The 26,647-nt window shown below is 41.9% G+C and carries 26 protein-coding genes and 2 pseudogenes; 5 read left to right on the top strand and 23 right to left on the bottom strand.

The annotated features are described in order from the left end of the window. Positions 1 to 70 precede the first annotated feature (70 nt). Both HMPREF3034_RS07550 and HMPREF3034_RS07545 read right to left on the bottom strand, forming a co-directional pair. A complete protein-coding gene (locus HMPREF3034_RS07550; protein WP_062434489.1) occupies positions 71 to 250 on the bottom strand; it encodes a hypothetical protein in 180 nt (59 codons plus the stop codon). A 17-nt stretch (positions 251 to 267) separates the two neighbouring features. Beyond that, positions 268 to 1,746 carry a hypothetical protein gene (locus HMPREF3034_RS07545; protein ID WP_062434486.1) on the bottom strand — a complete coding sequence of 493 codons (1,479 nt, stop codon included), beginning with the start codon at positions 1,744 to 1,746 and terminating at the stop codon, positions 268 to 270. A gap of 510 nt (positions 1,747 to 2,256) precedes the next feature. Between HMPREF3034_RS07545 and HMPREF3034_RS07540 the strand changes: the two genes are divergently transcribed. Then, positions 2,257 to 3,204 carry a peptidoglycan DD-metalloendopeptidase family protein gene (locus HMPREF3034_RS07540; RefSeq protein ID WP_062434484.1) on the top strand — a complete coding sequence of 316 codons (948 nt, stop codon included), beginning with the start codon at positions 2,257 to 2,259 and terminating at the stop codon, positions 3,202 to 3,204. A 137-nt stretch (positions 3,205 to 3,341) separates the two neighbouring features. Here the strand turns inward: HMPREF3034_RS07540 and HMPREF3034_RS07535 are convergent, their stop codons facing one another. The 4 genes from HMPREF3034_RS07535 to HMPREF3034_RS07520 form a co-directional block, all read right to left on the bottom strand. Next, a complete protein-coding gene (locus HMPREF3034_RS07535; RefSeq protein ID WP_036896641.1) occupies positions 3,342 to 3,629 on the bottom strand; it encodes a hypothetical protein in 288 nt (95 codons plus the stop codon). 101 nt (positions 3,630 to 3,730) lie between these two features. Then, positions 3,731 to 4,333, bottom strand: a complete 603-nt coding sequence (locus HMPREF3034_RS07530; RefSeq protein ID WP_082721733.1) for a KilA-N domain-containing protein — start codon at positions 4,331 to 4,333, stop codon at positions 3,731 to 3,733. A gap of 209 nt (positions 4,334 to 4,542) precedes the next feature. Next, positions 4,543 to 5,349, bottom strand: a complete 807-nt coding sequence (locus HMPREF3034_RS07525) for a glycosyltransferase family 2 protein (RefSeq protein WP_062434481.1) — start codon at positions 5,347 to 5,349, stop codon at positions 4,543 to 4,545. Next, positions 5,346 to 6,620 carry a glycosyltransferase family 4 protein gene (locus HMPREF3034_RS07520; protein WP_062434478.1) on the bottom strand — a complete coding sequence of 425 codons (1,275 nt, stop codon included), beginning with the start codon at positions 6,618 to 6,620 and terminating at the stop codon, positions 5,346 to 5,348. The genes HMPREF3034_RS07525 and HMPREF3034_RS07520 overlap by 4 nt, the downstream gene beginning before the upstream one ends. A 514-nt stretch (positions 6,621 to 7,134) precedes the next feature. Between HMPREF3034_RS07520 and HMPREF3034_RS07515 the strand changes: the two genes are divergently transcribed. After that, positions 7,135 to 8,217, top strand: coding sequence for a lactonase family protein (locus HMPREF3034_RS07515; protein WP_036896643.1), 1,083 nt, complete (start codon positions 7,135 to 7,137; stop codon positions 8,215 to 8,217). Between the two features lie 109 nt (positions 8,218 to 8,326). On the opposite strand, the gene ispF is transcribed toward HMPREF3034_RS07515, so the two are convergent. The 11 genes from ispF to HMPREF3034_RS07460 all read right to left on the bottom strand — a co-directional run bounded on the left by ispF (position 8,327) and on the right by HMPREF3034_RS07460 (position 19,866). Beyond that, positions 8,327 to 8,833, bottom strand: a complete 507-nt coding sequence (gene ispF / locus HMPREF3034_RS07510; RefSeq protein ID WP_231725633.1) for a 2-C-methyl-D-erythritol 2,4-cyclodiphosphate synthase — start codon at positions 8,831 to 8,833, stop codon at positions 8,327 to 8,329. Between the two features lie 26 nt (positions 8,834 to 8,859). Beyond that, positions 8,860 to 10,026: a type IX secretion system outer membrane channel protein PorV gene (porV, locus tag HMPREF3034_RS07505; RefSeq protein ID WP_062434475.1), complete on the bottom strand. Its 1,167-nt coding sequence runs from the start codon at positions 10,024 to 10,026 to the stop codon at positions 8,860 to 8,862. A gap of 52 nt (positions 10,027 to 10,078) precedes the next feature. After that, the gene (porU, locus tag HMPREF3034_RS07500) at positions 10,079 to 13,651 is read right to left on the bottom strand and encodes a type IX secretion system sortase PorU (protein WP_062434472.1); all 3,573 of its coding nucleotides are present in this window, start codon (positions 13,649 to 13,651) and stop codon (positions 10,079 to 10,081) included. A gap of 239 nt (positions 13,652 to 13,890) precedes the next feature. Then, positions 13,891 to 14,508: a fumarylacetoacetate hydrolase family protein gene (locus HMPREF3034_RS07495; protein WP_062434469.1), complete on the bottom strand. Its 618-nt coding sequence runs from the start codon at positions 14,506 to 14,508 to the stop codon at positions 13,891 to 13,893. Positions 14,509 to 14,674: 166 nt separating this feature from the next. Beyond that, positions 14,675 to 15,667, bottom strand: coding sequence for a translation elongation factor Ts (gene tsf / locus HMPREF3034_RS07490; protein WP_036896648.1), 993 nt, complete (start codon positions 15,665 to 15,667; stop codon positions 14,675 to 14,677). 41 nt (positions 15,668 to 15,708) lie between these two features. Further along, positions 15,709 to 16,539, bottom strand: coding sequence for a 30S ribosomal protein S2 (gene rpsB, locus HMPREF3034_RS07485; RefSeq protein ID WP_036896649.1), 831 nt, complete (start codon positions 16,537 to 16,539; stop codon positions 15,709 to 15,711). A 122-nt stretch (positions 16,540 to 16,661) separates the two neighbouring features. Beyond that, positions 16,662 to 17,048 (bottom strand): 30S ribosomal protein S9, encoded by a 387-nt coding sequence (rpsI, locus tag HMPREF3034_RS07480; RefSeq protein WP_036896650.1) that lies wholly within the window; start codon positions 17,046 to 17,048, stop codon positions 16,662 to 16,664. 9 nt (positions 17,049 to 17,057) lie between these two features. After that, positions 17,058 to 17,519 carry a 50S ribosomal protein L13 gene (rplM, locus tag HMPREF3034_RS07475; protein ID WP_036896651.1) on the bottom strand — a complete coding sequence of 154 codons (462 nt, stop codon included), beginning with the start codon at positions 17,517 to 17,519 and terminating at the stop codon, positions 17,058 to 17,060. A 314-nt stretch (positions 17,520 to 17,833) separates the two neighbouring features. Then, entirely contained in the window at positions 17,834 to 18,646 is an 813-nt protein-coding gene (locus HMPREF3034_RS07470) for a class I SAM-dependent methyltransferase (protein ID WP_062434466.1), read from the bottom strand. Positions 18,647 to 18,851: 205 nt separating this feature from the next. Then, positions 18,852 to 19,589, bottom strand: a complete 738-nt coding sequence (locus HMPREF3034_RS07465) for an MvaI/BcnI family restriction endonuclease (protein ID WP_036896653.1) — start codon at positions 19,587 to 19,589, stop codon at positions 18,852 to 18,854. Next, complete coding sequence (locus tag HMPREF3034_RS07460) at positions 19,579 to 19,866, bottom strand: helix-turn-helix transcriptional regulator (protein ID WP_036896654.1); 288 nt, start codon at positions 19,864 to 19,866, stop codon at positions 19,579 to 19,581. Before HMPREF3034_RS07460 ends, HMPREF3034_RS07465 begins: the two co-directional genes overlap by 11 nt. A 114-nt stretch (positions 19,867 to 19,980) precedes the next feature. Between HMPREF3034_RS07460 and HMPREF3034_RS07455 the strand changes: the two genes are divergently transcribed. Then, positions 19,981 to 21,216 (top strand): DNA methyltransferase, encoded by a 1,236-nt coding sequence (locus HMPREF3034_RS07455; RefSeq protein WP_036896655.1) that lies wholly within the window; start codon positions 19,981 to 19,983, stop codon positions 21,214 to 21,216. A 61-nt stretch (positions 21,217 to 21,277) separates the two neighbouring features. On the opposite strand, the gene HMPREF3034_RS07450 is transcribed toward HMPREF3034_RS07455, so the two are convergent. Continuing rightward, complete coding sequence (locus tag HMPREF3034_RS07450) at positions 21,278 to 21,988, bottom strand: sulfite exporter TauE/SafE family protein (RefSeq protein ID WP_036896656.1); 711 nt, start codon at positions 21,986 to 21,988, stop codon at positions 21,278 to 21,280. 283 nt (positions 21,989 to 22,271) lie between these two features. Between HMPREF3034_RS07450 and HMPREF3034_RS07445 the strand changes: the two genes are divergently transcribed. Next, positions 22,272 to 23,552 (top strand): phosphatase PAP2 family protein, encoded by a 1,281-nt coding sequence (locus tag HMPREF3034_RS07445; protein WP_082721732.1) that lies wholly within the window; start codon positions 22,272 to 22,274, stop codon positions 23,550 to 23,552. Between the two features lie 384 nt (positions 23,553 to 23,936). Here HMPREF3034_RS07445 and HMPREF3034_RS07440 read toward each other — a convergent pair whose 3' ends face one another. Together HMPREF3034_RS07440 and HMPREF3034_RS07435 are read right to left on the bottom strand one after the other, a co-directional pair. Then, the gene (locus HMPREF3034_RS07440) at positions 23,937 to 24,257 is read right to left on the bottom strand and encodes a DUF3467 domain-containing protein (RefSeq protein WP_036896657.1); all 321 of its coding nucleotides are present in this window, start codon (positions 24,255 to 24,257) and stop codon (positions 23,937 to 23,939) included. A gap of 194 nt (positions 24,258 to 24,451) precedes the next feature. Continuing rightward, on the bottom strand, positions 24,452 to 24,955 hold the full coding sequence (locus HMPREF3034_RS07435; RefSeq protein WP_082721731.1) for a HipA domain-containing protein: 504 nt from the start codon (positions 24,953 to 24,955) through the stop codon (positions 24,452 to 24,454). A 180-nt stretch (positions 24,956 to 25,135) separates the two neighbouring features. Between HMPREF3034_RS07435 and HMPREF3034_RS07430 the strand changes: the two genes are divergently transcribed. After that, entirely contained in the window at positions 25,136 to 25,552 is a 417-nt protein-coding gene (locus HMPREF3034_RS07430) for a hypothetical protein (protein ID WP_036896658.1), read from the top strand. A 98-nt stretch (positions 25,553 to 25,650) separates the two neighbouring features. Here the strand turns inward: HMPREF3034_RS07430 and HMPREF3034_RS07425 are convergent. From HMPREF3034_RS07425 to HMPREF3034_RS07415, 3 genes and pseudogenes are all read right to left on the bottom strand, one after another. After that, a pseudogene (locus HMPREF3034_RS07425) lies at positions 25,651 to 26,076 on the bottom strand (HipA domain-containing protein); the annotation flags it as partial. Next, positions 26,054 to 26,408: pseudogene (locus HMPREF3034_RS07420) on the bottom strand (HipA N-terminal domain-containing protein). The pseudogenes HMPREF3034_RS07425 and HMPREF3034_RS07420, both read right to left, overlap by 23 nt. A 7-nt stretch (positions 26,409 to 26,415) precedes the next feature. Next, on the bottom strand, positions 26,416 to 26,616 hold the full coding sequence (locus tag HMPREF3034_RS07415) for a helix-turn-helix transcriptional regulator (RefSeq protein ID WP_036896659.1): 201 nt from the start codon (positions 26,614 to 26,616) through the stop codon (positions 26,416 to 26,418). Positions 26,617 to 26,647 lie beyond the last annotated feature (31 nt).

Below are 26,647 nucleotides of genomic sequence, written 5' to 3'. Positions count from 1 at the left end.
AGGGGGTATCAATTTTGACACACCCTCTTTTCATTATTTCTTTATTTAGGGTCTTCTAAAGAGAAGACTTTTACAAATCAGGATCTACTTCCGAATCGTCTCCACCAATGGTCGGGCCTGCCCAATGCAATCCGGTAGTTGTATCATCGATAATTACATTGTCTACTTTTCCTTTTGAGCCTTGCAGCAAATGCTGCTCTACGTATACAATGACTAAACGGAGTGTAGGACTTACATATTTCTTCTTCATTTCTAATACCTCCTCTTCTATCGTACAACTATTTTCTTTCCATTCACGATATACACACCCTTAGGTAACTGTTTCACAGCATTTGCATAGTCCGCAACCTTGCGTCCTTGCAAATCAAGTACACCGTTTGTATAAGGATTTGCCGTATCTCCGGTCTCCACTACAATGTCATCAATACCTGTCGTGAGGTCGTCGAAGCCGGAAAAAGGCATTAACTTGGCACCGGCAGCAGTAGTTAAATCACCCGCAGCACCTGCAAGATTTTCCAAATAAGCACGATATCCATTCAAGAGATAACCTCCTGTACGACGCGTAAACTGCCCATTGAGAATATAGCTATACTCCGGTAATTTCGTAGGACTATAGATACCCTTACTTTGGAAACCATCCATCTGTGCACTATAGAAAAACTCCGGCTGTATATGGCTCTCGAAACTGGCATTTGAGAACACTACTTGTTCAAAATCGACAGCAGACTTTAAGAAGTAAGGTACACCCACCTCTATCATGTGATAGACATGTTGACGAAGATGTAGCACATTCTGTTCTTCACCCGTCAAGTTTAGTTTTATTATCTTATCGAATGTACAGATAACAGCATTCTCACCGAATATCTTCTTAAACTCAGTCTCCTGTACGCTGAACGGCAAACAGATGGTAGTCCAATAGTCTTTCTTGAACTTACGCAACAAGGTCACCTCGGCATTCTCTATATCGCCCGGCACCTTGTAAGCATCCTTATCTGAGAGCGTCACAGCATCAGCTTTTACACGTACACGATCCACCCCACTCTCCGGAGTCCAGCCTTCCGGCACGAAAGCAAAGCCACAAAAGCCTAGCTTCGAACCTTTTTGGAACACATATACCATCAGGGTACCACTCTCACGTGGCTCAAATCGCAAGTAAGTACCACGTGCCGGAAGGTTTCCGGGCTTCGATTGCTGGCCGCTTTCCGTATAAGGTTGACTGAATTCATCGGTTGGATTCTGCGCTCCTTGCGACTGGTATCTGAAACCATCAAGCGGATATCCTACCAAATCTTCCTTTGAAGTCTTCCATTGATCGATGAGTTGGATAGTCTCAGAATCGCTCGTTTTGTTGTACGGCCCTACGCCGTCTTTCCATCCACCCATTGTCATTTCAATGTCGGTTTCGTGGTTTGCCGTGGTAAGACGTTCGCCAACAGCTAACACCTTGGCATCAGGCGTCACATAAACAGGAATATCCGACACATAGATATAGTATTGTGGAGCACGATATACACCCGGTACGTCAAACGAGTTCACACGTGCCGTAATCGTCACCGCTGCACTACTCACACTCCAGTCGTTATCATTCGGTGAACCTATACGGATTCGCATACCGAGCACCCCATTGATTTCAAAGCTCGTAGGGATGTCACCTACGCCCGTCATCACCAATTTACCCATTGTAGAATCCTCAGGCTTGTCGGCCTTAGTTATCTGATAGGCGAAGTGACCACTAGAATCCAACATGTTAATTGTATATTATTGCTTTTCTAGAGTAGAAAAGATGTGATATAGAACATCAGTCCTTGTTCTGTATTCCAGATCGCTTGAAAATCCATTGGGATTCCTATTGAGTTACTGCAAGATGTTCGCAGTCTTGCTGACCGGCCTATGCAACAATACTGAAACGTCTATGCAGCAATACTGCCAAATCTTTGCAGCAAGGTGAATTGACATGCTGACGTATGGCTAAGTCAACGAGATTGGGATATATAAATGGTTGAGTTTCAAAATAGAAAAAAGCAGTTGACACCCCTATTCATCTTGTCCAAATCCACCCTCTTACATCTATCAACAATTGAAACTTTTTGTGTTAAAAAGCCTATAAAATTCGTTAATACGGAAATATTTTCTTCATTTTTTTACTATCTTTGCGAAGTCCGTTGACAATCTGATGAACTTTTTGTATGGTTCATCGCCTCTCTTATCGCGGTTTTGTGTTGTATCCGCGATACTATTTAAACCTATGAATTAACAATGAAATTGATTACAAATAGTAAAAGAATTACAATTGCCGCATTATTCGTATTAGCCTGCATTCCCGCAATGGCTCAAGACCTATTGGCGCGTCAAGCTCCCATAGACCGAAAGATGCGTACAGTCGATACAGTAGCTTTAAAGAGTATCATCCAACGCGAACAAATGGAGTCGCCGGCTGCCGAACTTTATAGCGAGTGGGATAACAAATATGCCCACAGAGCCACCGAACTGCCCGATTCATTCCGTATCAGCCTCCGCCATTTCTGTATGCCAACGCCTAGTCGTGTCGTGACTAGTAACTTCGGATTACGTTGGGGACGTCAGCATAAAGGATTGGACATCAAAGTGTATATCGGCGATACCATCCGGTCGGCATTCAGTGGAAAAGTGCGCATCGTGAATTACGAAGGACGTGGCTACGGCAAGTATATTGTCATTCGCCACCCGAACGGACTGGAAACCATCTATGGACACCTTTCCAAGCAACTGGTAGAAGAGAACCAAGTGGTTCGTGCCGGAGAGGTTATCGGCCTTGGCGGAAACACCGGTCGAAGCACAGGCTCACACTTACACTTTGAGACTCGGCTCTGCGGTGTAGCTCTTAATCCGGCTCTACTCTTCGACTTCCGCAACCAAGACGTTACAGGAGACTACTTTATATTCAAGAAAAGTAGCTACGAAAGGGAATCGGCCGAAGCCACACGCCTACGTGGAAAGATTGGCAATGGTGGTTATGACCGTGCCGATGTCAAAGGAAGTAACAACGATGATAACGCTAGTAAAGATAATAGTATCGCACAGTTGAGTTACTATAAGGTGAAGTCAGGCGACACACTCTTCTCTATTTCGCGCCAGCGCGGAGTATCTATAGAGACATTGTGTAAGCTTAATCGCATTAGCAAGAATGCCTCTCTACGCCTCGGACAGATTATCCGATTCTCATAACGATAACATTTCTAATAACTATGATAAGAAGTGGGATGTACCGTTGAGGTGCATCCCACTATTCATTTTAGGGCACAGGACAAAAAAAACTCCCCACCCGAAAGTGAGGAGCTGTCCGTTATGCGTTGTACTTCAAATTACTTCTTATCGCACCTTGCTGTTGTATCACATTGCATCTTTTTGCCATTGCACTTCTTGGTGGTCTTAGCTTCAGAAGAACAGCACTTCTTCATGTCGCCCTTCTTACAAGAAGCAGCATTAGCATCCTTGCCACATTGTGCGGTTTTCTTGTCACAACACTTGGCATCTTTCTTTGCACAACATTCTGTTTTTACCGGCTTCTTATCAGTTTTTTGACCTTGTTGTGCACTAACAAAACCTATTGTGGCAACCATCATGGCTGCACCTACTAAAAATCTTTTCATAATCTACAATCTTTTTATGTTTAAAACGATTGCAAATATACGCATTCTTTTGATGTCACCAAGCGATTAAAAACTTATTATATATTTCTTATTGTTTTTTATCAGTAACATGTGCGGAATAGGGCCTCGACACTGCAGTGAAGCAAAGAGCCGGCGTTTTGAACAAAAGGCTGCTTATAACCAGAGAAATTAAGCCGTGGTATAATGACATTTCTTATAGCATCAGTATGTAGGATGTAGTTTGTCTTTGACAGCAAACGTTTTACATTCCACTCTAAAGCTAAAGGATTAGTTTCACTCTCTTTCAGACGTTGATACTCTTGAACTATGTACAATTGAAAAGTAGGACTTAACCACATACCAAAACTAAAGGCAATATCCCGATGTGCAAAAGTTCCTCCATATCTTCCAGATTTGGATACAATACCAATAGCATGAGTTGATTCAACCCATTTCTTCGGTGACATTGTGAATGAATTATAACCAGCTTCACGTTTAAACCTATCGAATTCGGTAGGTTTAAAATTTATATTATGTAGTGTCTCCCATACACCTAGATACTCTATCGTATTCAAGTTACGCATCCAATGCCCTATCACGGCAAAAGGATCATTGTCGCGAAACCTTGCCATATCTGTCAAACTGATATAATCTTTATCACCCTCTCCTAATATAACGGATATTTCAGTGTCTTGTACATGCAATTTTCTAGTATTTTCATCTTTATATTCTCAATTACAAATGTTAATCTTATACAGTTAGGCAAAAAAGCAGCTATCCTTTCGGACTAACTGATTGACCATGATTTACTCTTTAACTGGTGAATGTAATTCACCCCTACAGATAAAAAAGAAGCAACTATCATTTCCTCATCTTGTATTCCCCTCACCTTGGGAGAGGGCTGGGGTGAGGTTTATCTATCACTTCTTTTCTTAGAAGAGTCCCGAAGAGAGGTTACGACAGCCCTCACTACAAACCAAGCATGCATAAAATAAGTAGTGAGCAAACCATAATGATGGCACATAATCAGGAAACGTTCGCGTAAAGAAGCCCGATGATTCTTGATGCTCATACCACCCTCAAGGTAGTTGACCACCACCATGTGGAGATTGCGAAGACTTAATCCACGCCCTTCGGCATCCTTCATGATGCGAATACACCAATCCACATCGGCCGATAATCGATAATCCAAGTTATAAAGATTGCAACGAGCAATATCAGTACGAGCATAAAAAGCTTGATGACAGACCAACATTCCTTGTCGGAACGAGCGCCACGTGAGATGTTCAGGTGGTGATAGACAACGGCGATAAAGGAACGTCCCCTCATCATTCACCACATCGGTATCGCCATACAGCACACCCGGCAACTCCTCATCCTCACCTACCTGACCGGCTACTAATTCCAATGTATCGGGCGAAGGAAACACATCGCCGGCATTTAAGAAGATGAGATAATCGCCCGTAGCCTCAAAAATACCTTTATTCATCGCATCATACAGACCGCGGTCGGGCTCAGATTTCAGCACCACCCGATGCATTCCAGTCTCCTCGTTAGCCTCCATATAACTCCGGGCGATAGCCAACGTCCCATCTTTAGAAGCTCCATCGATGATGAGATGTTCTACTTCGCCATACGATTGATGCAATACACTATCTACAGTTCGTTGCAACTCGTGTTCAGCACAGTAAGTACACGTGACGATGGTAAATGTTATCATATTCCATAATGTTTAGAGGCCAACGCCTGTTCATATTCATCTGAGTACTTCATAGCTACACTGCGCTGAGAATAATTACGCAATACATGCCCCACAGCTTGCTTGCTTAATAGATCTCTGTCACTCTTAACAAGCACCCAAAAGATGCCTTTAGCCAAATCTGCAGTATTCTTATATTGCGCCACATAGCCGTTCTGTAGGTGAGTAATTTCTTCCGGAATACCACCGACATTGAATCCTACACATGGTACTCCACAGGCCATGGCTTCCATGATGGTGTTGGGCAGATTGTCTTCGAGCGAAGGAAGCACAAAAATATCAGCAGAATTATACACATCAACGATACGCTGCTCATCGTTCACATAACCCAACGGATAAGTAGTCAGAGCCAAACGATCCGCTACTTCTTCGGAATGCCCACCCAAGATGACTACCCCGGTATTGTCTTTCATTTCAGGATGCTGCTGAACAAGCATATCAATGGCATCGATAAAATAGTCCATACCCTTGCGTACATCGGTTACTCGCTGCGACACAAACAGTATCAATCGTTTGTCTAGTGGTAATTCTAACCGCTTTCGAGCTTCCTGTTTATCTTTCATACAGAACACACGCGTATCAATGGGATTGGGAATCGAGGTGACACGCAAGCCATTCAACAGCGCACTCTGCTTGGCTTGTTGCTCCAACCAACGGCTACATGTAACAAAGGTGATATTGGATTTCGCATAAACAGCTTGTTTATAACGCCACACACGAGCCGATAAATCATTCGTAGAGCCAGCACCCGGCAACAGCCGACAGTTGTGGCAACGAGTTCGGAACGATGGACAACCCTGTGCATAGTGACAGATAGCCGTAGCCGGCCAAAGGTCGTGGAGTGTCCAAACAATCGGTTTACCGCTCTCAACTATCTTCCGGATATTCTTGATAGACAGCATTCCTTGGTTAATCCACGACAAATGAATGACATCGGCTTCGCGAAATTCGGGCAATTGAGTGATGTCATTACCGGCGTTGGCAATGTCTATCTCGAATAAATGCTTACGAGAGAAATGCGTATTCCAAAAGATAACCCACCGCTCCCAAAGGAAATTCCAATGATTCAACAATCCCTTTGGCAACTTCACAACGGTGATATCATCGGTCGTTTTGTCGCGAACAAGCATCTTAGCCTTTACACCATTGTTGTTCAAAGCATCTTTCAACCGATTGGCAGCAACTGCTGCCCCCCCTGTATTCTCACTTGTATTGACTATCAGCACGCGCATGATGTTCTCTTTTTATACGCAAAGATAAAAGAATTTTCTTACACTTGTCGGTTAATAAGAGAAAAAGATACACCATTACCGCCCTATGACAACCATCATACAACAACTACAGAACATGCCTATTACACAGATTTTACCCATTGTGTGCGAACACATGTGTTGATATAAATCAAGAAAAAGACGGTAATTCGGTCAAAGTTGATAGAAATTGTTGCCGCACACAAAAACTCGATGTATCTTTGCAACGTCAAAAGGTTAATAGATTGTTTAGGTTAGTAGTAATAAAATAGATTTAGGTTTTTAGTTATTAGGTTTTTAAAGGTAAATTGATAGATTGTTTAACGGGTAATGATGGAGGCCGTGAGGTTTTCATTTATTCAGAAAAAGGTTTTAGTTAAACATAAGAAAACGCCGAAGTTTGTGAATAAGCTCCGGCGTTTTCTATTATTTTTCTCCTTAAATGTATTATTACCACACAAAAGGATTATCTTTGTAGAGATAATTTTGTCTACTTATGAAAAAGAAAACTATTCTCTTAACATGTCTTCTCATCGTGCTGGGACTTGCAAAAAGTCCAGCAAAAAAACTGATGATGATCGTTGGAACCTATACCAACGGAACCAGTGAAGGAATCTATACCTTTCATTTCGACGATAAAACAGGAGTAGCAACTCCCCTATATACACTCGCTATTGATAACCCGTCATTCGTCAAACTAAGTCAACAGAAAGGATTATTGTATGCTGTTTCAGAAAAATCGGATGCTACTGCTTCTATCAATGCCATCAAATTAGACATGAAAACCGGTGAAATGGTATTGCTCAACAGTCAACCGACCAACGGTGAAGACCCATGCCACATAGAGACAAATGGCAAAGTGGTGATGACAGCCAACTATACCGGTGGCTCGCTGAGTGTATTCCCAATGAATGATGATGGCACCTTGAAGCCAATGTCACAGCAGTTTAAGGGTAGCACCGCTTCATCTGATTTTCCTAACCAAGCTACGGCTCACGTACATTGTAGCAAACTTTCGCCTGACGGGAAAACAGTATTGGCCTCTAACTTCAGTGCCAACGAATTACTAAGATTCCGTGTTTTAGGCGATGGAAGTCTGCAAAAAATGGGCGTAGCCGGCACATTAACACGTAATTCCGGACCTCGCCACATCATCTATTCTGACAGAGCGGTCTATGTAATGAGCGAAATTTCGGGTGCAATAACGGTATTCCAGCGTGGCCGAGAAGAGATGAAACGACTCCAAGAGATTCAAAGCGACTCGGTAAATGGGCATGGCGGTGCTGACATTCACCTCTCCCCCGACGGCAAATTCCTATATGCCAGCAATCGTTTGAAGGCTGATGGCATCTCTATCTTTGCAGTGAACAAACTAGATGGAACACTTACGAAGATTGGATACCAAGATACCGGCATCCATCCTCGCAACTTTAACATCACTCCTAACGGTCGTTTCTTGCTATGTGCATGTCGAGATAGTAATAAAATTCAAGTATTTAGTATTGACAAGAAAACCGGTATGCTGACTGATACCCAACAAGATATCATGGTAGACAAGGCTGTCTGCATAGAATTCTAAGAGACAAATACCCAAAAACAATAAAAGTTAATAGGTAAGAGTAGTGGTAATATATAATTTATACCCACAATCTCTTACCTATTACCTTTTAACTATGATTCCTTATTTCTCAACTCTTAACAATCATACAAACGGCATAAGCCGCCATACCCTCCTCTCTTCCGGCAAACCCCATCTTCTCTGATGTCGTCGCTTTGATAGAAATCTGGTCTTCATCGCAGTCCATCACTTCAGCCAAACATTGTTTCATAGCCGGAATGTGAGGATTTATCTTGGGACGTTCTGCTACGATGGTCGCATCAATATTACCCAATACATATCCTTTAGAGGCTATCAATTCGATTGTTTTACGCAGTAATATCTTACTATCTATATCGAGTGTGGAAGCAGCTGTGTCCGGGAAGTGATACCCAATATCACGCATATTAGCAGCACCAAGCAACGCATCGCAAATAGCATGAATGAGTACATCGGCATCACTGTGCCCTAGAAGCCCCATCTCATGGTCTATCTTGATGCCACCCAACCACAAATCACGCCCTTCCACCAATCGGTGTACATCGTAACCATAACCTACACGGGGAAAGAATCTCTCCATTTCATTTACTTTTTTCATAAAAGTGGTTTGATTAATCTCTTTATCTATCTCTTAAACAAATCCTTGATTCCGTCCATATCAAATGCCAAAGAAATGCGCAATGTCTGATCAAGGGGATTACTCTTTGCTGTTGCAATAACGTAACCAGCATCAAGTGAGAAAACATTCATTTTGAATCCGGCACCCACCGTGAAATATTTCAGGTTGCCTTTGCTTTCATTCTGATGATGATAACCGGCACGAAGCGTAAACTTATCATTATAAGTATATTCGCCACCAACGCTCCATTGAATCTCTTTCAACTCTTCACTGAATCCTCCGGGAGCATCGCCAAAACTTTTAAAGATGCCACTGATGCTTGATACATCATAATAATCCTTTTGCAAACGACTCTCATAATCGACAGTCTCTTCCCCCTCTTTCTGCTTAGGAATCGTGGGAACAAGCAATTTATTGGCATCTATTGAAACCGAGAATTTATTATATTGGTCGATTGGCACGAGTAGTGAGGCTCCCAATCTCAAGTTGGTAGGAATGAACTCATTATAGGTTCCACCCATATTAATCTTACTACCGATATTCGAGATATTCAATCCCACGCCCAATTGACTTTCCCTGCTGCCAAGCATCAAGTAAGTCTGGTAGTACGCCGACAAATCTGCGGCAAAGGCACTACCGGGAGAGGTATGTTCATTATAGTCGTAAGTGAGGTCTGAATAAATCCAACGAACCGCAGCACCAATAGAAAATTTCTCGCTCAACATCAATGAATAAGCCACATCTACCGACATCTCATAAGGGCGAATGGTCAATGCTGCATCATTCGTTGTGACTTCTCCAAGCGAGAAATAACGCAACGAGCCAGACACGGCACTATGTTCTCCGATACGTCCATAACCTACAAGATAGGCCAAATCAATATCGTTAACCAATTTACGAAGCCACGGAGTATAGTTCAAAGCCACTCCGGCACGCGAAATAGTAAAAGGATACTTAGCCGGATTCCAATACTGTGAGTACACATCGGGATCGGTAGCAGCACCCACATCACCCATACCACCGGCACGAGCATCGGGTGCTATCGTCTGAGAAGTGACGGCCGTATAGACCGGATTAAAAATAGTTGTCTTGTCATCGCCTGCCTTTGCCGTTTGAGGAACTAACAGCAAAAGCGACAAACAAGCCATGAGGATACACTTATAGCTATTCATTTTGTTTCTTATCATTTCATAAATTTACTTGAAAGATAAACGGACAGCAGGCTTAATTATTGCCTACAACGATGAGTTTCTTGGCCTTTGAGCTCGTAACACCGCCATCAGAACCCAGCGTGGCACGGAATAGATAGACACCGGTTTGCAAGCGTGTTCCGGCAGCCGTGGTCAAATCCCAATTCAAGGTATATGCACCTTGGGGGGTAATCCCCTTTTCCAAATTTCTCCAAAGGATACGACCGGACAAGTCGTATACCTCTATCGTGACATCGATATTACTTCCTGCACGGTCGTGATTGACGATAAAGGTGGTCGTAGACGATGCCGGATTCTTATTAACAGACACATCAAAGATATTAGGATTGAGTCCTTCTACCACATTAAACGTCAATGTAGACACCGAAGAGTTATTCAAAGTATCCCATGCACGGAACGTCAAAGTATGCTTTCCGGGCGATAAAGTTGGAATATTATAGTAGGTAGAGCCTTTGGTAAAACTTCCAAAGTCGTATGAGAAATTATTATTCAACACATACGTCTTACTCATATCATCATCAATCACAAGTTCCAAATCATGTCCAATACCGTTACCAGTGACGTTGATACCATCTTTATCCGTGATTTCTGCCACAAAATAAGGCGTGGAATTCACTTTTCCACCATTTGAGAACGACGATGTATTCAGATAACAATAAATAGACGGTCCAACAGAATCTGTCTTTGCAACGGCCGAACCTCCCACCTTGAACGAATTATTATAACCATGTGCCAAACTAGACTTGGCATTACTGATGGCAAAGAGATTAATCAATCCACTCTCATTACTATAATTAATATCTTTAGGTACAGCGAATGAGAAACTAAACTTACCATTCTTCACACTATCGGTACCGTTGAATAAGGTCTTAGTACGGTCGTAATAAGTAAATGCTTCATCTGCTTCCGATTCATCATTTCGCTTGCACGTGATGAGTTCTTCCGAATCCCGGACGGTTGCTGTCAATGTTCCAGTAAAGTCAGGAGCATTCTCTATATGTCCGGTTATCTTCACCGTACTGCCCGCTTTCAACATGAGAGCATTGTCTGAAGATGCAGCCACACCATTAATAGCATCTATTTTAGCCGTGAACGAAGGTTGGTGAAGTACCAAAGCAGGGTCACCCAACAAAGAATATTGAAGTTTATTGGTCGTCAAATCTTGGCCCGACGTAATCAAGTAGTTCTTAGCCAGTCGCTGAGCTTCTCCAATAGAAACAGGCTTACCATCTTGTTTACCAAGCACGTATCTAAGATAAGCCATGTTAATACGTTTGTTATATTGAGCATACACTGTCCGCGTAGTACCAAAGAAAGCCACTGCCCCACCATTAGGATTTAAGATCGTTGCTTCACCTATATTCTCTGTAACTCCATCAAAAGGCATAATATTGCACGAGGCCGTAATCCATAATGGTAGATTCTTATTCGTGAAAGAGGCAAAGTCGGTCAACCTTAATACCGACTCATGAGAAATTAATGTCTCAGAGCCATGTCCGGCGTAGTCCATTATCAAGGCTCCGGCAGCCTGTTGCTGCTTGATGAGCTTGGTAGCTTCGGGATAAGTATTACCTATAGAAGAAGTTTCTCGTGTGTAAGCATCCCATAGCACCTTCCTAACCAAGTAGCCAGGATGGTTTGTTCTTACCCAATCGGCTGCATCGTTGGCATCGTCCATGTGCAGATTCTGATTGCCGTCATCGCCCATAAACATCAGCGTATTAAGCCACGAGCCACCATTTTTATTCTCCATATAGTTGATGGTCTTATCTACCATCACCTTAGCTTCAGCCGCAGTCGTTACCGGAAATCGGCCAACAGCTACATCTTGCTGGTCATGCTCCTTAGGATTGCCACCCTCATCCTCATCAAGCAATGTCACGAAACCGTCGTCCACGTAGCACGTAATCTCATTGAACGAGTTCTCACTTTCATAACAAAGCAAGTAATCATCGGCTTTCAGATTTCTACATTCAGGCGTAAGCATACGGTTGTCCCACACGCAATCACCAAAAAGCAAGAGATAACGTGGGGCGTCTTTTGACGTCTTAGCCCGGTCATAAAGCATCTTTAAATAGCGACGATAAGCATTGACATCAGGTGTACCACTCGAAAACTCATTATAAAGTTCATTTGCCGGTACGATACGTACACGCAATCCATCATGCGATTCATGGAATGTTTTAAGCCTTTCGGCTTGTGCCTTCAGTTTCTTTGAAGCAGGAATGATCATCACCATATCGTATTGCTCATCGGCATGAAGATTCTGATTGGCAACTTTACCAACATATTCGGGCACCTTAAAAGTCTGAGAAGCCAAACGCGGAGCAGGCTTCGGAGCAGCCCAAGCCATTGAGACATAATCTAAACGAACCGGACCACCCGACAAGGTTGTTATAGAGATAACGTCTTTTCCAGTAAGAGAGTTCAGCACATAGGTTCCCGCTGCTTCACTACCTTTATCATAATCCACCAACGAGACGTTGATAATACCTTTTACTTGTTCATTGACTGCTATCTGAACTTGGCTTCTTATACCTGCCGAAACATTCACAGATAATGTACCATAAGCACTATTAGCCTCATTTTTCAACACCAATTTCTTAGTACTTCCAACAGGTATTGCTTCCGTATCAAAAAGGTTCCGACCACCATGATACCATGAATAACCATCTACCTCGTAAAGACTGTGATAGTCATCAGTCGAGGGATAGAAGCTTTGGAGAAATGCCGTTGAATCTTTTGTTGTCGTTACAGCATCAGTCTGGGTTATAAAATAATAGCCGTAAGAGGAATAAGGATTACGCGTCCTACGCGTAGCATCTTTTCTACTCCACGTGACCGGACCAACGGCATGGAAGAGTCGACGGCCTCCAACAATTGTAAGAGGCACCTCATGCAAATCGTCTGTTTGGCGAATATAGTCGGTCTTAATGGCTTCCGGTTGCAAAGCTCCGCCATATCCATACACTTTCACCTTGCTTATATCTGTAAATCCAGCTTTCCTGATAAGCGCATCCGTCAACTCATACACGCCTGTTTCCGCTACACGAATCTTTGCCCAAGTACCTGTAGAGAGCACAGAGGAAGCTGTATAGGCAGGAAATTGCGGAGCACGCATAACCATCCGGCTGCTTTGCTTAGCTGTAGAAACTCGTTTCGACTCTACCCTTAGCATAAAGCTGACAAGCACTTGATAGCGATTATCACGATAGACAAGGGGCAAGAAGTTCACGATAAGTTCCCCATTTTTCCGATTCACACTGATATGTTGCTCTATCACAGGACTGGCAGGTAATGCCATATCTGATATTTTCTTATATTGAGCAATATCCGTAGACGTCATATTCATGTATTCAGGATAGAGGATACTCACCTGATAAGTAGAATCGGCGTAGTCTGTTCCAATAGGAATGGTAAACGAGAAGCGTGGTAATACCGAGTCTATCTTCACTTGTTCATAGATAAGATTGAAGAAACGGCTAGCCGAAAAAAGTGGGAGCGAGCATAAAAAAAAGAGCAATACAGCCCCTACCCTCCTAACAAAGGGTAAGTGTTTTCTCCTTATATATATATATAGCTTCATCACGTTTCTTTATTTTATGTATCAAGCAGAACCATCGACTAGTCCATCGGTTTTGCCATGAGACGGTAGACCTACCGTCTCTACAGTTGTAACGCCACCTCAATCCTCTCCAAAAGGGGAGGATGAAAGAGATAAACTCACAGACCTAGAATGCAATTAGCCCCTACGAGTAGTAAAGAAGCAACCATCATTCCCTTATCCTGCACTCCCTCCCCTTGGGAGAGAGTTGGGGAGAAGTATCACTTACATCTCAAATCCAGCACCTTACGCTCTTCCAAATAACCTTCGAGATGGTCGTTGATTTGCACCGGTCCCACCCCTACAGGCGTACCGGTATACAACAAGTCACCTGTTTTGAGCGTAAAGTATCGGCTAATATACGAAATAAGCTCGTCTATCTTAAATAGCATATCTCCGGCATATCCTTCTTGAACAGTACCACCATTAATATCGAGATGGAAACGAAGCTGTTGTGGGTCTAGAAACTTATCTTTCTCCACCCACTCACCTAGAGCTGCCGAGCCATCAAAACCTTTGCATATATCCCAAGGTTGGCCGGCATCACGCAACTTCTTTTGCATTTCACGAGCCGTAAAGTCGATACCTACCGTCACCGCATCGTAGTAACGGTGCGCAAAACGCTGAGATATATTCTTACCCAACTTGCATATTCTCACTACCAACTCGGCCTCATAGTCGATACGCCCCATGAAATCGGGAATGAAAAATGGCTTCCCGTTTTTCAGCAAAGCAGAATCGGCCTTGGTAAAAATAACCGGTGTCTCCGGTTTATACAACGTTCCATCAAGTTCTTTATTGTGTAGGCCATAATTCATGCCCACGGCAAATATCTTCATTTTCTTATTGTTTGCTTACATCATATATCTTTGCAAACTTACAAAAAAAAGAATGCAAAAGCAAATTATTGATTCATTTCACCCGCATACATGTATACGCGTATATATAAAATAAGGAGGATATGCCGACAAGCATATCCTCCTCTATTGTCAGTTTTGAATAAATTTATTCAGCACGCAATGTAAAACGACGGAATGCAAGTGCTGTCAATTCCTTGTCAGCCTGCTGCAAGTAGTCGGTTACAGTGAGCTTAGAATCCTGAATGAATTCCTGATTCAACAAGCAATTTTCCTTGTAGAACTTATTCATACGACCATTAGCGATGTTCTGAATCATCTGTTCTGGCAAAGAAGCAGCTTTCTGCTCAGCAGTTTCTTTCTTGAGTTTGCGAATCTCGTCAGCCTCAGCCTCGGTGATGTTGCCCTTACGAACACCTTCTTCCAAGTGCTCCTCGCTCTCTGCGATATAAGCATTGAAGCCAGCCTTCTTGATAGCTGCAGCTACAGCCTTCTCAACCTGTTCTTCCTTAGTCTTCTGAACAGCAACGACAAACTCCTTCTCTTTAACCTCAGCAGGAACTTCAGCCTCGTTCAAAGCAACTGGGTTCATAGCAGCGATCTGCATTGCTATAGCGTGACCCTGCTCTTCGGCAGCCTTGTTCAACTGAACCATGGTACCCAAGAGGTGCTTGTTCTGGTGGTCGTAAACATAGATGTTGTCACCAACGATGAAGTTGTAACCATCCAATTCCATCTTCTCACCAGAGATACCTGAACGCAATTTCACAGCTTCAGCAATCTTGGTACCGTCAGCCAATGTCAACTCTTCAACCTCAGCAAGGCTCTGAGCCTTAGCAGCCATAGCAGCGTCTAAGATGTCTTCGGTCAGTTTGATAAAATCAGCACCATTGGCAACGAAGTCGGTCTCACACTTCAAAGCAATCATAGCAGCGAAACCATCTGCAGCCTTTACAAGCACGCAGCCGTTAGAAGTCTCACGGTCAGAACGCTTTGCAGCGATAGCCAAACCACGCTCGCGAACGAGCTCGATTGCCTTTTCAATATCACCATCAGCCTCGGTAAGCGCCTTCTTGCAATCAGCAAGTCCGGCACCGGTCATTTTACGAAGCTTCTGGATGTCAGCTATTGTAACAGCCATATTAATTTTCTTTCGTTAAAGGGTTATGTTTGAATTTCTAATTACTCAGCAGCAGGAGCTTCTTCTGCAGTAGCCTCAGCTACAACCTCTGCCTTTTCTTCCTTCTGAGCCTTACGAGCACGACGTGGCTTGTCGGCAGCTTCTTCAGCCTGCTCTGCAGCAGCCTTCTCATCAGCCTTCTCAGCCTTACGCTCTTCCAAGCCCTCAGCGATAGCACCGCAAACAGCAGTCAAGATAACATTAACGCTATCGTTGGCATCGTCGTTAGCAGGAATCACATAGTCGATATTCTTAGGATTTGAGTTTGTATCTACGATAGCAAATACAGGGATACCCAAACGGTTAGCCTCTTTCACAGCGATGTGCTCTTTCATTACGTCGACAACGAAGAGTGCGCTAGGCAGACGAGTCAAATCGGCGATAGACCCCAAGTTCTTTTCGAGCTTGGCACGCTGACGTGTAATCTGCAACAATTCACGCTTAGAGAGGTTAGAGAATGTACCATCGTTCATCAGTTTATCGATGTTCGTCATTTTCTTAACAGCCTTACGAATTGTAGGGAAGTTGGTAAGCATACCACCAGCCCAACGCTCGTTTACGTATGGCATGTTAACAGATGCTGCCTTCTCGGCAACGATGTCCTTAGCTTGTTTTTTAGTAGCGACGAACAGGATTTTCTTTCCTGATTTGGCGATTCCCTTCAAAGCTTCAGCAGCCTCGTCAATCTTAGCTACAGTCTTGTGAAGGTCGATGATATGAATACCGTTACGCTCCATAAAGATATAAGGAGCCATTGCAGGATTCCACTTGCGGCGGAGGTGACCAAAGTGACAGCCAGCCTCTAGTAATTGGTCAAAATTAGTTCTTGACATTTCTTTTTCTTTTAATTGTTTACTTTCTTTTGAATTCTTTTGTCAGAATCAGCCTGTGGGTAATCTCACTAAAGAGAGTCCCACCGGTTTAGATACTAAACAGGAGGCGCAAGGCCACCATATTAACGCTTGCTGAACTGGAAGCGACGACGTGCCTTTGGACGTCCCGGTTTCTTACGCTCAACAGCACGGCTATCACGTGTCATGAAGCCTTTCTTCTTGAGAGCCTTCTTATCTTCTGCGTTAATCTTTACCAATGCGCGAGCGATAGCGAGACGAAGAGCTTGGCTCTGGCCTGTGAAACCGCCACCATCGAGATTAGCCTTGATGTCATATTTACCCTCTACTTCAAGCTCTGCCAAAGGCTGCTTTACTACATACTGTAGGATAGCTGAAGGGAAATAAGTTTCTAAATCTTTCTTATTGATTGTGATCTTACCGGTACCTTCTGTCAGGTAGACACGAGCGACAGCACTCTTACGGCGACCAATTGTATTGATAACTTCCATCTTTTTGCTTTATTTGTACTGGTTAATGTCGATGTTCTTTGGCTTCTGAGCCTCTTTGTCATGCTCAGCACCATTGAATACATAAAGATTGCTCAAGAGATGACGACCTAGACGTCCCTTTGGCAACATACCCTTTACGGCGTGACGAAGAATCTTGTCCATACCGTCCTCACGGGTACGCAGTTCAGCCGGCGTATTGAAACGCTGACCACCGGGATAACCAGTATAACGAGTGTAAACCTTATCAGTTTCCTTCTTACCTGTGAAAACCACCTTCTCGGCGTTGATAATGATTACATTGTCTCCACAATCCACATGGGGAGTGAAGCTTGGTTTGTACTTTCCGCGCAACAGCTTAGCGACCTTAGAGCAAAGGCGACCTACAACTTGATCGCTGGCGTCTACTACGACCCACTCTTTCTGGGCTGTTTCCTTATTCACGGAAATAGTCTTGTAACTTAAAGTGTTCATTTTAAGATTTGATTTTACTACTAAAAAACGTTTTAAACTTTATTCTGACAACACGAGCATACGCTCACGCTGCTGTGCAGACGATTCACTAACCATGGAGCTCGGCCAAAAGCTACACTATTAACACCCCTGCACTGGGGGTTCTAAGTTTATCCCCGAAATAATCGGACTGCAAAGTTACGACGTTTTATTTACATGGTATAATCAGAGCTATTACAAATCTCCTATTTTATTATTAATTAACAGTATTATAATTATTTAGCACGGGTTTGGATTACAGCATCATACAATATGGACACCATAGGGTTATCATATTATCGAATATCAATTCTCACAATACGCTGATTGAGACGCTTATAAAAATAAGGTATTAGAAACATGAGGCGAAGAATAAGAGGGAAACGACCTTGATCGTGATCGCTCATATAATATTCTTTGCCGACATGCAATTTATCATGCCACGCCTCCATGACCAACGTATCCATTTCCGACCACAAGAACGACACATTGCCACTCATCTTTTTCACGGTATCATGCTTGTCGGCATGCCTTAAAGCAAAAGGAGCCAACATATCAAAGACCAACATCGCCTCTTCAAAGCGGTCGCAAACAGTCTTAAAGAATTCCCTGACTATAGCAGGCTCAAAATACATCAACACTCCTTCTACCAATATCAAGACAGATTTTCCATACGACTTCACCCGATCTATCCATTGATAATCGAACATTGACAAGTCCAAGTATGTATTTCGTTCACTCTCCGGAATCAATCGGCGACGAATATCTATCACTTCTTTTAAGTCCAAGTCGAACCAATGTGTCAACTTCGGACTGCCTAAACGTTGAAACCTTCCATCCAGTCCGGCACCCAACTGTATGACCACCCCATCCGGATATTTTGCCAAAAACGCCCTTGTTTCATTATCTATCAACGCAGCACGCACGCAACTCCCTATTTGCGACAGCTTGCCATGCTTGAATTTGGAGAAGTCATAATCGATGTTTCCAATAATATCTTTAGCCACTTCATCATGAATCAACCCTCCATATTGTATTGTCTCCGTGGCTTTGGCCCACAACGTAATGAGCATTGTTTCAGGAATACTTGATAACTGCTTTGTTTCCATTGCTTTTCTATTTATTTCATGTTATTTCAAAACAAAGCAAAGGTAGCCACTATCCTACATCACAACAATACCTAATAATGTGGATTTATATATGAGTTCTTTTGTTTATAAGTTCATGAGTTTATTGAGTTACGTTGCTAAAAGAACAAGTCTTCTATCTCTCAAATATCATTAGAGGATAGAAAAGGGGCAACAAACCAACCCTTTATTCTACATTTTCTTTATCAGCATATAGTAATTTTATATTTGGCTGTAATATTCTAAATCCGCTTCCATGGTCATGCGTTTTACCATTTGCATAACTACCTATCCTTATATCAAACATAATCATGCCATCGTCTATCAGGTCTAAAAACTTACTAAATGCAGGATTAGTATATATCTCCGCTTTATTAAAGTAGAAATGTTCTGTATCATCTTCAAACTTTCTTTCTGCACTCACATAGAAAAGATTATGTAGTTTATTCTTTAGTATCCTGTCTAAAGCGTCATAGTTATAGCCGACACTGCTATCCAGTAGATGATGCTCTAAATCGTATACACCGATTTTAATAGTCCTTTGCCCTCTGTCATTTATAAGTTTGAAAGATAACTTACCAGCAAAGGTATTAAAACTATTAGCAAACATAGATGTATGCAACCTTTTCAAACCGGCTTTCTCTATTTCCTCATAAGGTACACCATATCTATTTCTTAAGTAGGTGTTAGCCCCTCTAGGGAATGAGGGAGCCTTTGTAAAAAGAGTTACATACGATGTAGCCTCTTCTCTATGCGACTTGATTTCATAACCTGCCAAATCGGGGTCATCTAAGTTATTTTCTACAACTCCTACATAATCCTCAAATGTCTTACCTATGCCTGTGTTATTTTTCCTGTTACTAGGGACATACCCCAGCGCTTTAACTTCTCTAAATCTTTCTATCATAAAATCTTTATTCTCCATAATCAATAATTTTATCTATGAGTATTTTTATTATATCACTGTTTTCATAATCAGCATCTTCCAAGAATAGTTGCTCTATCCGTATATTATAACATTTACATAAAGCCCTTATTTGGCTTAAAGTGTATTTATGAGGCCTATTTAGACTTTCAATATTACCGATTTGTCCATTACTAATCCCTAGAATAGAACCAACTTTCTGCTGGCTATATCCTCTTTCCTCTCTTAATTTTCGTAATTTTGATACTATTACTTGCTGGTATTCTGATTTAACCATAGTTTTTACTAATTTTGCTACAAATTTATTGAAATACACTTTTCACCATGCTCTCATTTTGAAAGTGTTTAATAATTTTGTACTCTCATATTAAAAGTCAACAACAATAACAAGATGTATAAACGGAAAATAGATGATAGATGGAGCTTTAAGGAAGCTAATACAAAAGAGTTTACCCATTGTTATCACAATTATCCGGCTATGATGATTCCACAGATAGCCAGGACACTTATAGAAGAGTATAAGCCTGAAGGAAGGTTAAGGCTTATATTCGATCCTTACATGGGTAGTGGTACAACTCTAGTAGAAGCCTCCTTAGCCGGTATAGATTCTATTGGTGCGGATTTAAATCCATTGGCTAGATTAATGGGAAAAGTAAAGACCACTCATTATAATTACGAGTCTGTTTTAAGGCAGTTTAGAGTCATGCAGTCTGAACTAATTTTCTATTCTGAGGATAAAGTCATAGAGCGAAATTTTGACAGAATATCCAACTATTCGTTTTGGTATGATGAGAAAACTTTATTAAAGCTATCTTTTCTATCTCAATTAATAAAGGATGCAGAGGATAAAGATTTCTTTAATATTGCCTTAGCAGAGACTGTAAGAGAAGTCTCTTTTACTAGAAATGGCGAGTTTAAAAGATATAGAATGAATAAGGACAGTATAGCTAAATTCAATCCAAATACTTTTAATCTATTTGAGAAGAAAGTACTAAGAAACTTGGAAGGATTAAAAACATATAATGAATGCGCTAACAAAGTAGCAGCATCTATTTATGATTTTAATTCTACTAATGACATACCATCCAATATTATAGCTGATAATGCTGTAGATATGGTTGTAACCTCTCCGCCCTATGGTGATAGCCGCACTACTGTTGCTTATGGTCAATTCTCCAGATGGGCTAACGAATGGTTTAATTTTGAAAATGCGAGAAATTTGGATCGCCTATTAATGGGAGGAAAGAAAAGTAAAGAGGAACTATTCAAAACGGAAAGCATTAGAGAAGTGCTAGATGAGATAGATAGCTTAGAGCATAAAAGGTATTTAGAAGTAATATCATTTCTGAATGACTATTACCTATCTATACAACATGTTGCCAAGACTGTTAGAAGTGGTGGTGTCGTTTGCTATGTTGTAGGTGACAGAAGGGTTAAAGATGTGCAGATACCTTTGGACTACTTTACTGCTGAGATGTTTGAAAAATGCGGATATAAGCATCACATTACTTTGGTAAGAGAAATACCAAATAAGCGGATGCCATCTAAAACGAGCCCAACCAATAAAGTAGGAGCCAAGGTTAGCACCATGAGTCACGAATATATAGTAATACTTAAGAAGTCGTAAAACTGCCAAAGCCAACTCGAACCTAAAGACTCATAAGCTTAAAAACCTAGAATTCCCAAAATTACACTGTCAGCATCAACCATAGAGAAATGACTATCATCATGGCAGCTACGATACGTTGATACAGCTTCTTGTGGGCATAACGTATCAAGCGTAAGGCTATGAAATTACCCACCATCATGGCGCAGCCTATAAAGAAACCATTCAAGAAGATGTGCCAATCCATCAAACCAAAGCGATTATAAGTCACCGCTTTAACCATGTGCATGGCAGTGGCAGCCGTGGCTTCACTGACAATATAGGCTACCGGTGAGAGGTTAAGCGAGAGAAACACGGCACTACTCAGCGGGCCGGAGATACCAAGCATACCATTAAGCAAGCCGGTAAGACCTCCACCTACGAGCATCGTGTGTCTCCCCCCACCTAAATGAACCTTTCCTCGTAACTTCATGATGGAGAACACGATGAGAAATATGCATAATATACGGGTCATCAACGCCTTGTCTATCATTGAGAAGCCAAATGCTCCCAACGCAGTAAAAGGCAAAGCCGGTATCAAAAACCAAGCCACCTGTCGCCAATGTATCTCGCGCCACCCCATGCCGGCACGCGAAAGATTACTCATCATCTGCGCGATGGTAGAGACAGGCACCGCAATCTCAATGCCATAAAAATAGGTAATGACCGGCAAAAGAATCATGCCGCCCCCAAAACCGATAGAACCAGAGAACGTCCCGGCAACAAGACCTACAAGCGCTAATACTATATACATATCCTACGTTCACTTTGAAAAGTATTACAAAGGTAGTCATTCCCCGACAAACACACACCAAACATGCATTTAATTAAGGAAATATATTTTTTACATTCTCCTTTACCATTTTCTCAATAACATCTTGTAATTTTGCAGTTTCAAACACACGCTGCCGCGTTTAAGCCCAGAAGCACACTGGACATACGACACAACAACCTCTATCTGACATCTATCAGCGGAATGTTCAGTGAAGCATAAACGAACAAGTAATAACAGCGGACAGACAGTATTTATCACAGAAATGGGAAAAAATCAAAAGAAGACACTCAGAAAGACAATTACATTCATTGCTTTTCTAATGTTTGTTACCACATCAACAGCATCAACAACCAATGAAAACGACTCTTTACGAGCTGTCAACGACACTACACATCAAAGCCAACTGCTGAAAAAGATTGACGGTATCGGTCGTCAGCGATGGTTCCAAGCCACTTACATCGGCGTCCCATTCATCATCGGCGGACTGCTGGAAGGGCATTATGATACCGATTTTAGAAGTTTACGCAATAACTTCATGCCTAAATTCCACTACACATTAGACAATTATCTGCAATTAACACCGACCGCCGTCATGGTCGGACTCAAAGCCATCGGCGTACCAAGCAGGTCGTCGTGGGAACGCATGGTGGTAAGCAACGTCATCTCAGTGGCACTCATGACGGGCGTGGTACAAGGCTTAAAACACACCACACGCGTCACTCGCCCTGACGGAAGCAACAAGCAAAGCTTTCCATCCGGGCATACCGCCACGGCATTTATGGCCGCCACGATGCTCACCAAAGAATACGGACACCTCTCCCCATGGATAGGTGTGGCCGCTTACAGTATGGCAACGACCACCGGACTGATGCGTGTGGCCAACAACAAGCACTGGTTAAGCGACGTGCTGGTGGGAGCAGGATTCGGCATTCTATCCACGGAATTTGGCTATTGGATAGCCGATGCCATTATGAAAGAACGAGGACTAAACATCCACCCTACGCAAGAGGCCATGGAAATAGGGCTAAGCAAGCCCTCGTTTATCGGAGTCTATACCGGCTTCAACGTCCCTTTGAGCCAATACGATGTAAACGAAGCCGTAGAATACAAGTTCTCTGCAGGCACGACAATAGGTGCAGAGGGTGCATGGTTTTTCAATCACTACCTAGGCATTGGTGCACGCGCCACAGTCTCTAATAGTCACATTATCGTAAACGAGAAAGAGGCCTCGGAGAACACACTCGACTTCTACAACATCAGCGCAGGCCCTTATTTCTCTGTCCCCTTGACGCCCCGTTGGCGTATTGGCACAAAAGCGTTGATTGGATACATAGGATATAAGGATACTAACATTGGAGGGGTGGACGTCCCAAGTAGCTGTGGTATCTCATACGGAAGCGGACTAAGCCTCGATTACCGGCTGAAGCGCAACTTCGCTTTTGGCGGTTTCACCGACTACAACCTTCTCCCTGCCCATAGTGTATCAAGCAAAGAGCACATACACACCCTCACTTTGGGCTTCAGGGCAGCCATCAACTTCTGATAATAGCCCTAGGTTTCAGTATTCGACTCACACTCTTCTTCCTACAGCTCACAAACTTACAGCCTTATACACCAACGGATTTGCCCCACAGGTCAACAGTCGATAAATCCCAAAACATTCAGACAAAAAATGCTGCAAAGGTGAGACAAGGATGCTGCCCCGGCTCTTCAGCAATACTGCAAAGCCTTAACAGGAGAGTTGCCAAGGCCATGCAGCCAACTATAAATAATCGGAAAAGAGCGGAATCAGGCGCTATCTCTAGTAATAAACAAGAGAGATGGTGTAGATAGAGTGTATTCCACCTACACAAAAACGGCAATAGCCAACCATGACATATATTGTCCATGGTTGGCTATTGCCGTTATATTTTACAAAGTTCAAAGCTTATGCTTCACCGGTTCCGTCACCAAAAGGAGCGATGGTACGTTCCTGTGGCTGATTAGGTATTTGGATTTTGCCGAATGCCTGTTCGTACTTGTACACGTTTTCTTGCAATGCTTGTAACAAACGCTTAGCATGTTCGGGAGCCATAATAACTCGACTACACACTTCAGGCTTGGGCATGCCGGGAAGAATACATGCAAAATCGAGGATGAAGTCGGAACTGGAATGAGTAATAAGTGCCAGATTTGCATATTTCCCACTGGCTACTTCGGGATTAATATCTATTTGCAATCCGTTTTCTACTTCTTGTTCTTTAGTCATAATTTTAAAATTTGAGGTTAGTGATGAGGAGAAAGATGCCAAAACCCACTCGTATCCTTAATAGTCAGACTATAGATACATAAAGCCTCAACGCTCTTTCAACAAGTGCAAAAATAGAAAAATTATCAGAGGTAGACAAATACATGAATATAAAAAACATAGCTCTTGCAAGAAAGAAAGCAAAAGAATTAAACTTACTGATTAAGCTTTGAAATTCTTTTAAGTATCACCTCTATATATTCCTCTGCTAAAAATGTGTCAACAAATGATTCTTTTACAACAGCAAATAATTTCGGCAATAACCTTTCATATTTCTTAATAAGCTTATCTACAAAAGTAGAGCCGATACCGATACTCTCTGCAAACTTATAAAAGTCTTGTCTATTGATTTTCTTTTTTTTACCATTTAAAGTCAGTGCCAGTTCTTCATCATCTTTAGGATTAGCAATAGTTGCATTAAGAAGGTCATAAGCAGGAGAGAGGCGGATGACACCTTCTTTTGGTTCATAAAGTGAGAAGTTTTTAAGATGCATATCATTATTACCTGTTAACCATGAGAAAAGAACAACTTCAAAGAAGTTTATAATATCCATCTTAGGTACAGATGAATACCGGAGTATGGCTCTACCAATTCGCTCATAACTACTGCGATACTCATATTCTGTAGGCCGTCCTGTCAACTGGCACATATCTTCCATTGATATTTTCGGGTCTATAACGTTTCATGTGGGTAATCGAGTTTTAATACACCTCGTAATATTCTGTTTAGACGCAATATTGTTCTAAATACTTAACGACGAAGCATATATTTGGATAAAAAAATTGCGTGTTAAGAAAAACATATTTATCTTTGCAGTATTAATAAAATTAACAAAGAAATGAAAAGATTATTTTTAATTGGGATAATGGCTTTAGCAGCTGTTTCAGGCTTTGCACAAGATGTAAATAGAGTGGATAAGTTGAAGGAACAACAGAAAGTGTTGGACTTAACTTCTAAATTAAACAAACTTCAGCTCGACTTAGAAAAAGAGAAGGCTACCTACAACAACCTCAAAAGCAAGGCATCTGAAGTGAATGCAAAGGCAAATGCTGTAACAACAGGATTTAATTCGTCGGACGCAAAGAGCACTGTAAAAGATGCAAAAGAGACGATTAAGGTTTTGAAAGAAGCAAAAGCTGTTAACAAAAAGTTGAAGAATGCTCAGAAAAAGACGACTAAAATAGAAAAGAAAATAGTCAAATTGCAGGCTCGTATAGATAAACTGAACAAGGAAATAGAATTTGTAGACCAATAATATTGACGGCGAACGCAGCATTATAGTGCGTTTGGGGCATATACATTTATATTGCAGACAGTGCCCTGTGTCCTCTTTCATTGAGGATATAGGGGGCTTTTCTTTCCTCCCAATGTTCTGTCTATCCTACGGGTGAGATAGCACAAAGAGCCATCTGCCATACGCATTAACGTGTGTGGAACAACATCTATACGAGCCAATTCTGCCAAATGCATCGTTAAATCTTCGATTTCAGGAAGCATAGCATAATGTGTGGTCTGCGGCTTACAGATATAAGTTCCCCATAATCCTACGAGCGTTAATCGTTTACTTCCTTCATATTCCTGCAAATGCAGTGACAATTTAGGCTGTACGCCTGTTAACGAAGTTTGATCTTGTATCACTTGCTTAGCTAAATCATCGAGTTGCTTAATGGTATCATCTAAAGTCGGTATATGATTTGTACCAAAGAATGTCTTAACACAAGCTGCATGCATATCTCTTTCGCCCTCAGCAAGTGACTTATAGCAATACAAGCATTTCATAGTTTCCCTCCTTTTCTTCTATTGGCACAATACTCACTGCTCCTATACAATCTTTGTAGCATACAAGTAATATAGACATTCGGTCAACAATACTTATATCCAAATTTCGAAGAGCAACATCAAGTAACCACCCTTCCGGTATCAAACCATCAAAAAATGGAAATAACACAGGACTCTTATATGGCTTTGCCTGTAAAGGCATGGTAAGACTTATTGCCTTTGTTCTTTTTTGTAGAAAGGTAGTCTGGTAAATAACAAAATTCAAAACCTTCATCATTTTCTGTTAGGATACCAGCTAAATCATCTTTATAAAACACATTCGCCCGTCTCATATGACTCTTACTTTGTCTTTATTTCTGCCACCATCTCATAATTAAATAAGTCTAGAAGCTGATTCACCTTATCTAATCTGAGCGTTTTCTTTCCTTGCTCAAGATCGCGTACAAAACGTAAACCTACGCCCGACTTTAAGGATAGCTCCTCTTGTGTCAATCCATATTCTCTACGCAAAGACTTTACTGCTATCGATAAATCTGTCATCACTACTGTCCACGAAAATCTTTTAACAATC

It is taken from the genome of Prevotella sp. DNF00663, assembly GCF_001553265.1.
Taxonomy (GTDB): domain Bacteria; phylum Bacteroidota; class Bacteroidia; order Bacteroidales; family Bacteroidaceae; genus Prevotella.
The sequence above is the reverse complement of the archived record's forward strand: the minus strand, read 5'-3'. Positions and strand labels throughout refer to the sequence as shown.

Excerpts from the sequence above, each read along its gene's own strand:
- HMPREF3034_RS07525 (WP_062434481.1), bottom strand. The coding sequence starts at position 5,349 with ATGATAACATTTACCATCGTCACGTGTACTTACTGTGCTGAACACGAG.
- rpsI (WP_036896650.1), bottom strand. The coding sequence starts at position 17,048 with ATGGAAGTTATCAATACAATTGGTCGCCGTAAGAGTGCTGTCGCTCGT.
- HMPREF3034_RS07470 (WP_062434466.1), bottom strand. The coding sequence starts at position 18,646 with ATGGAAACAAAGCAGTTATCAAGTATTCCTGAAACAATGCTCATTACG.
- HMPREF3034_RS07460 (WP_036896654.1), bottom strand. The coding sequence starts at position 19,866 with ATGGTTAAATCAGAATACCAGCAAGTAATAGTATCAAAATTACGAAAA.
- HMPREF3034_RS07415 (WP_036896659.1), bottom strand. The coding sequence starts at position 26,616 with ATGACAGATTTATCGATAGCAGTAAAGTCTTTGCGTAGAGAATATGGA.
- HMPREF3034_RS07545 (WP_062434486.1), bottom strand. The coding sequence starts at position 1,746 with ATGTTGGATTCTAGTGGTCACTTCGCCTATCAGATAACTAAGGCCGAC.
- HMPREF3034_RS07435 (WP_082721731.1), bottom strand. The coding sequence starts at position 24,955 with ATGGAAGATATGTGCCAGTTGACAGGACGGCCTACAGAATATGAGTAT.
- HMPREF3034_RS07465 (WP_036896653.1), bottom strand. The coding sequence starts at position 19,589 with ATGGAGAATAAAGATTTTATGATAGAAAGATTTAGAGAAGTTAAAGCG.
- HMPREF3034_RS07450 (WP_036896656.1), bottom strand. The coding sequence starts at position 21,988 with ATGTATATAGTATTAGCGCTTGTAGGTCTTGTTGCCGGGACGTTCTCT.
- porU (WP_062434472.1), bottom strand. The coding sequence starts at position 13,651 with ATGAAGCTATATATATATATAAGGAGAAAACACTTACCCTTTGTTAGG.
- HMPREF3034_RS07515 (WP_036896643.1), top strand. The coding sequence starts at position 7,135 with ATGAAAAAGAAAACTATTCTCTTAACATGTCTTCTCATCGTGCTGGGA.
- ispF (WP_231725633.1), bottom strand. The coding sequence starts at position 8,833 with ATGAAAAAAGTAAATGAAATGGAGAGATTCTTTCCCCGTGTAGGTTAT.
- HMPREF3034_RS07540 (WP_062434484.1), top strand. The coding sequence starts at position 2,257 with ATGAAATTGATTACAAATAGTAAAAGAATTACAATTGCCGCATTATTC.
- HMPREF3034_RS07430 (WP_036896658.1), top strand. The coding sequence starts at position 25,136 with ATGAAAAGATTATTTTTAATTGGGATAATGGCTTTAGCAGCTGTTTCA.
- porV (WP_062434475.1), bottom strand. The coding sequence starts at position 10,026 with ATGAATAGCTATAAGTGTATCCTCATGGCTTGTTTGTCGCTTTTGCTG.
- HMPREF3034_RS07520 (WP_062434478.1), bottom strand. The coding sequence starts at position 6,620 with ATGCGCGTGCTGATAGTCAATACAAGTGAGAATACAGGGGGGGCAGCA.
- HMPREF3034_RS07455 (WP_036896655.1), top strand. The coding sequence starts at position 19,981 with ATGTATAAACGGAAAATAGATGATAGATGGAGCTTTAAGGAAGCTAAT.
- HMPREF3034_RS07535 (WP_036896641.1), bottom strand. The coding sequence starts at position 3,629 with ATGAAAAGATTTTTAGTAGGTGCAGCCATGATGGTTGCCACAATAGGT.
- tsf (WP_036896648.1), bottom strand. The coding sequence starts at position 15,667 with ATGGCTGTTACAATAGCTGACATCCAGAAGCTTCGTAAAATGACCGGT.
- HMPREF3034_RS07445 (WP_082721732.1), top strand. The coding sequence starts at position 22,272 with ATGGGAAAAAATCAAAAGAAGACACTCAGAAAGACAATTACATTCATT.
- rpsB (WP_036896649.1), bottom strand. The coding sequence starts at position 16,539 with ATGTCAAGAACTAATTTTGACCAATTACTAGAGGCTGGCTGTCACTTT.
- rplM (WP_036896651.1), bottom strand. The coding sequence starts at position 17,519 with ATGAACACTTTAAGTTACAAGACTATTTCCGTGAATAAGGAAACAGCC.
- HMPREF3034_RS07495 (WP_062434469.1), bottom strand. The coding sequence starts at position 14,508 with ATGAAGATATTTGCCGTGGGCATGAATTATGGCCTACACAATAAAGAA.
- HMPREF3034_RS07440 (WP_036896657.1), bottom strand. The coding sequence starts at position 24,257 with ATGACTAAAGAACAAGAAGTAGAAAACGGATTGCAAATAGATATTAAT.
- HMPREF3034_RS07550 (WP_062434489.1), bottom strand. The coding sequence starts at position 250 with ATGAAGAAGAAATATGTAAGTCCTACACTCCGTTTAGTCATTGTATAC.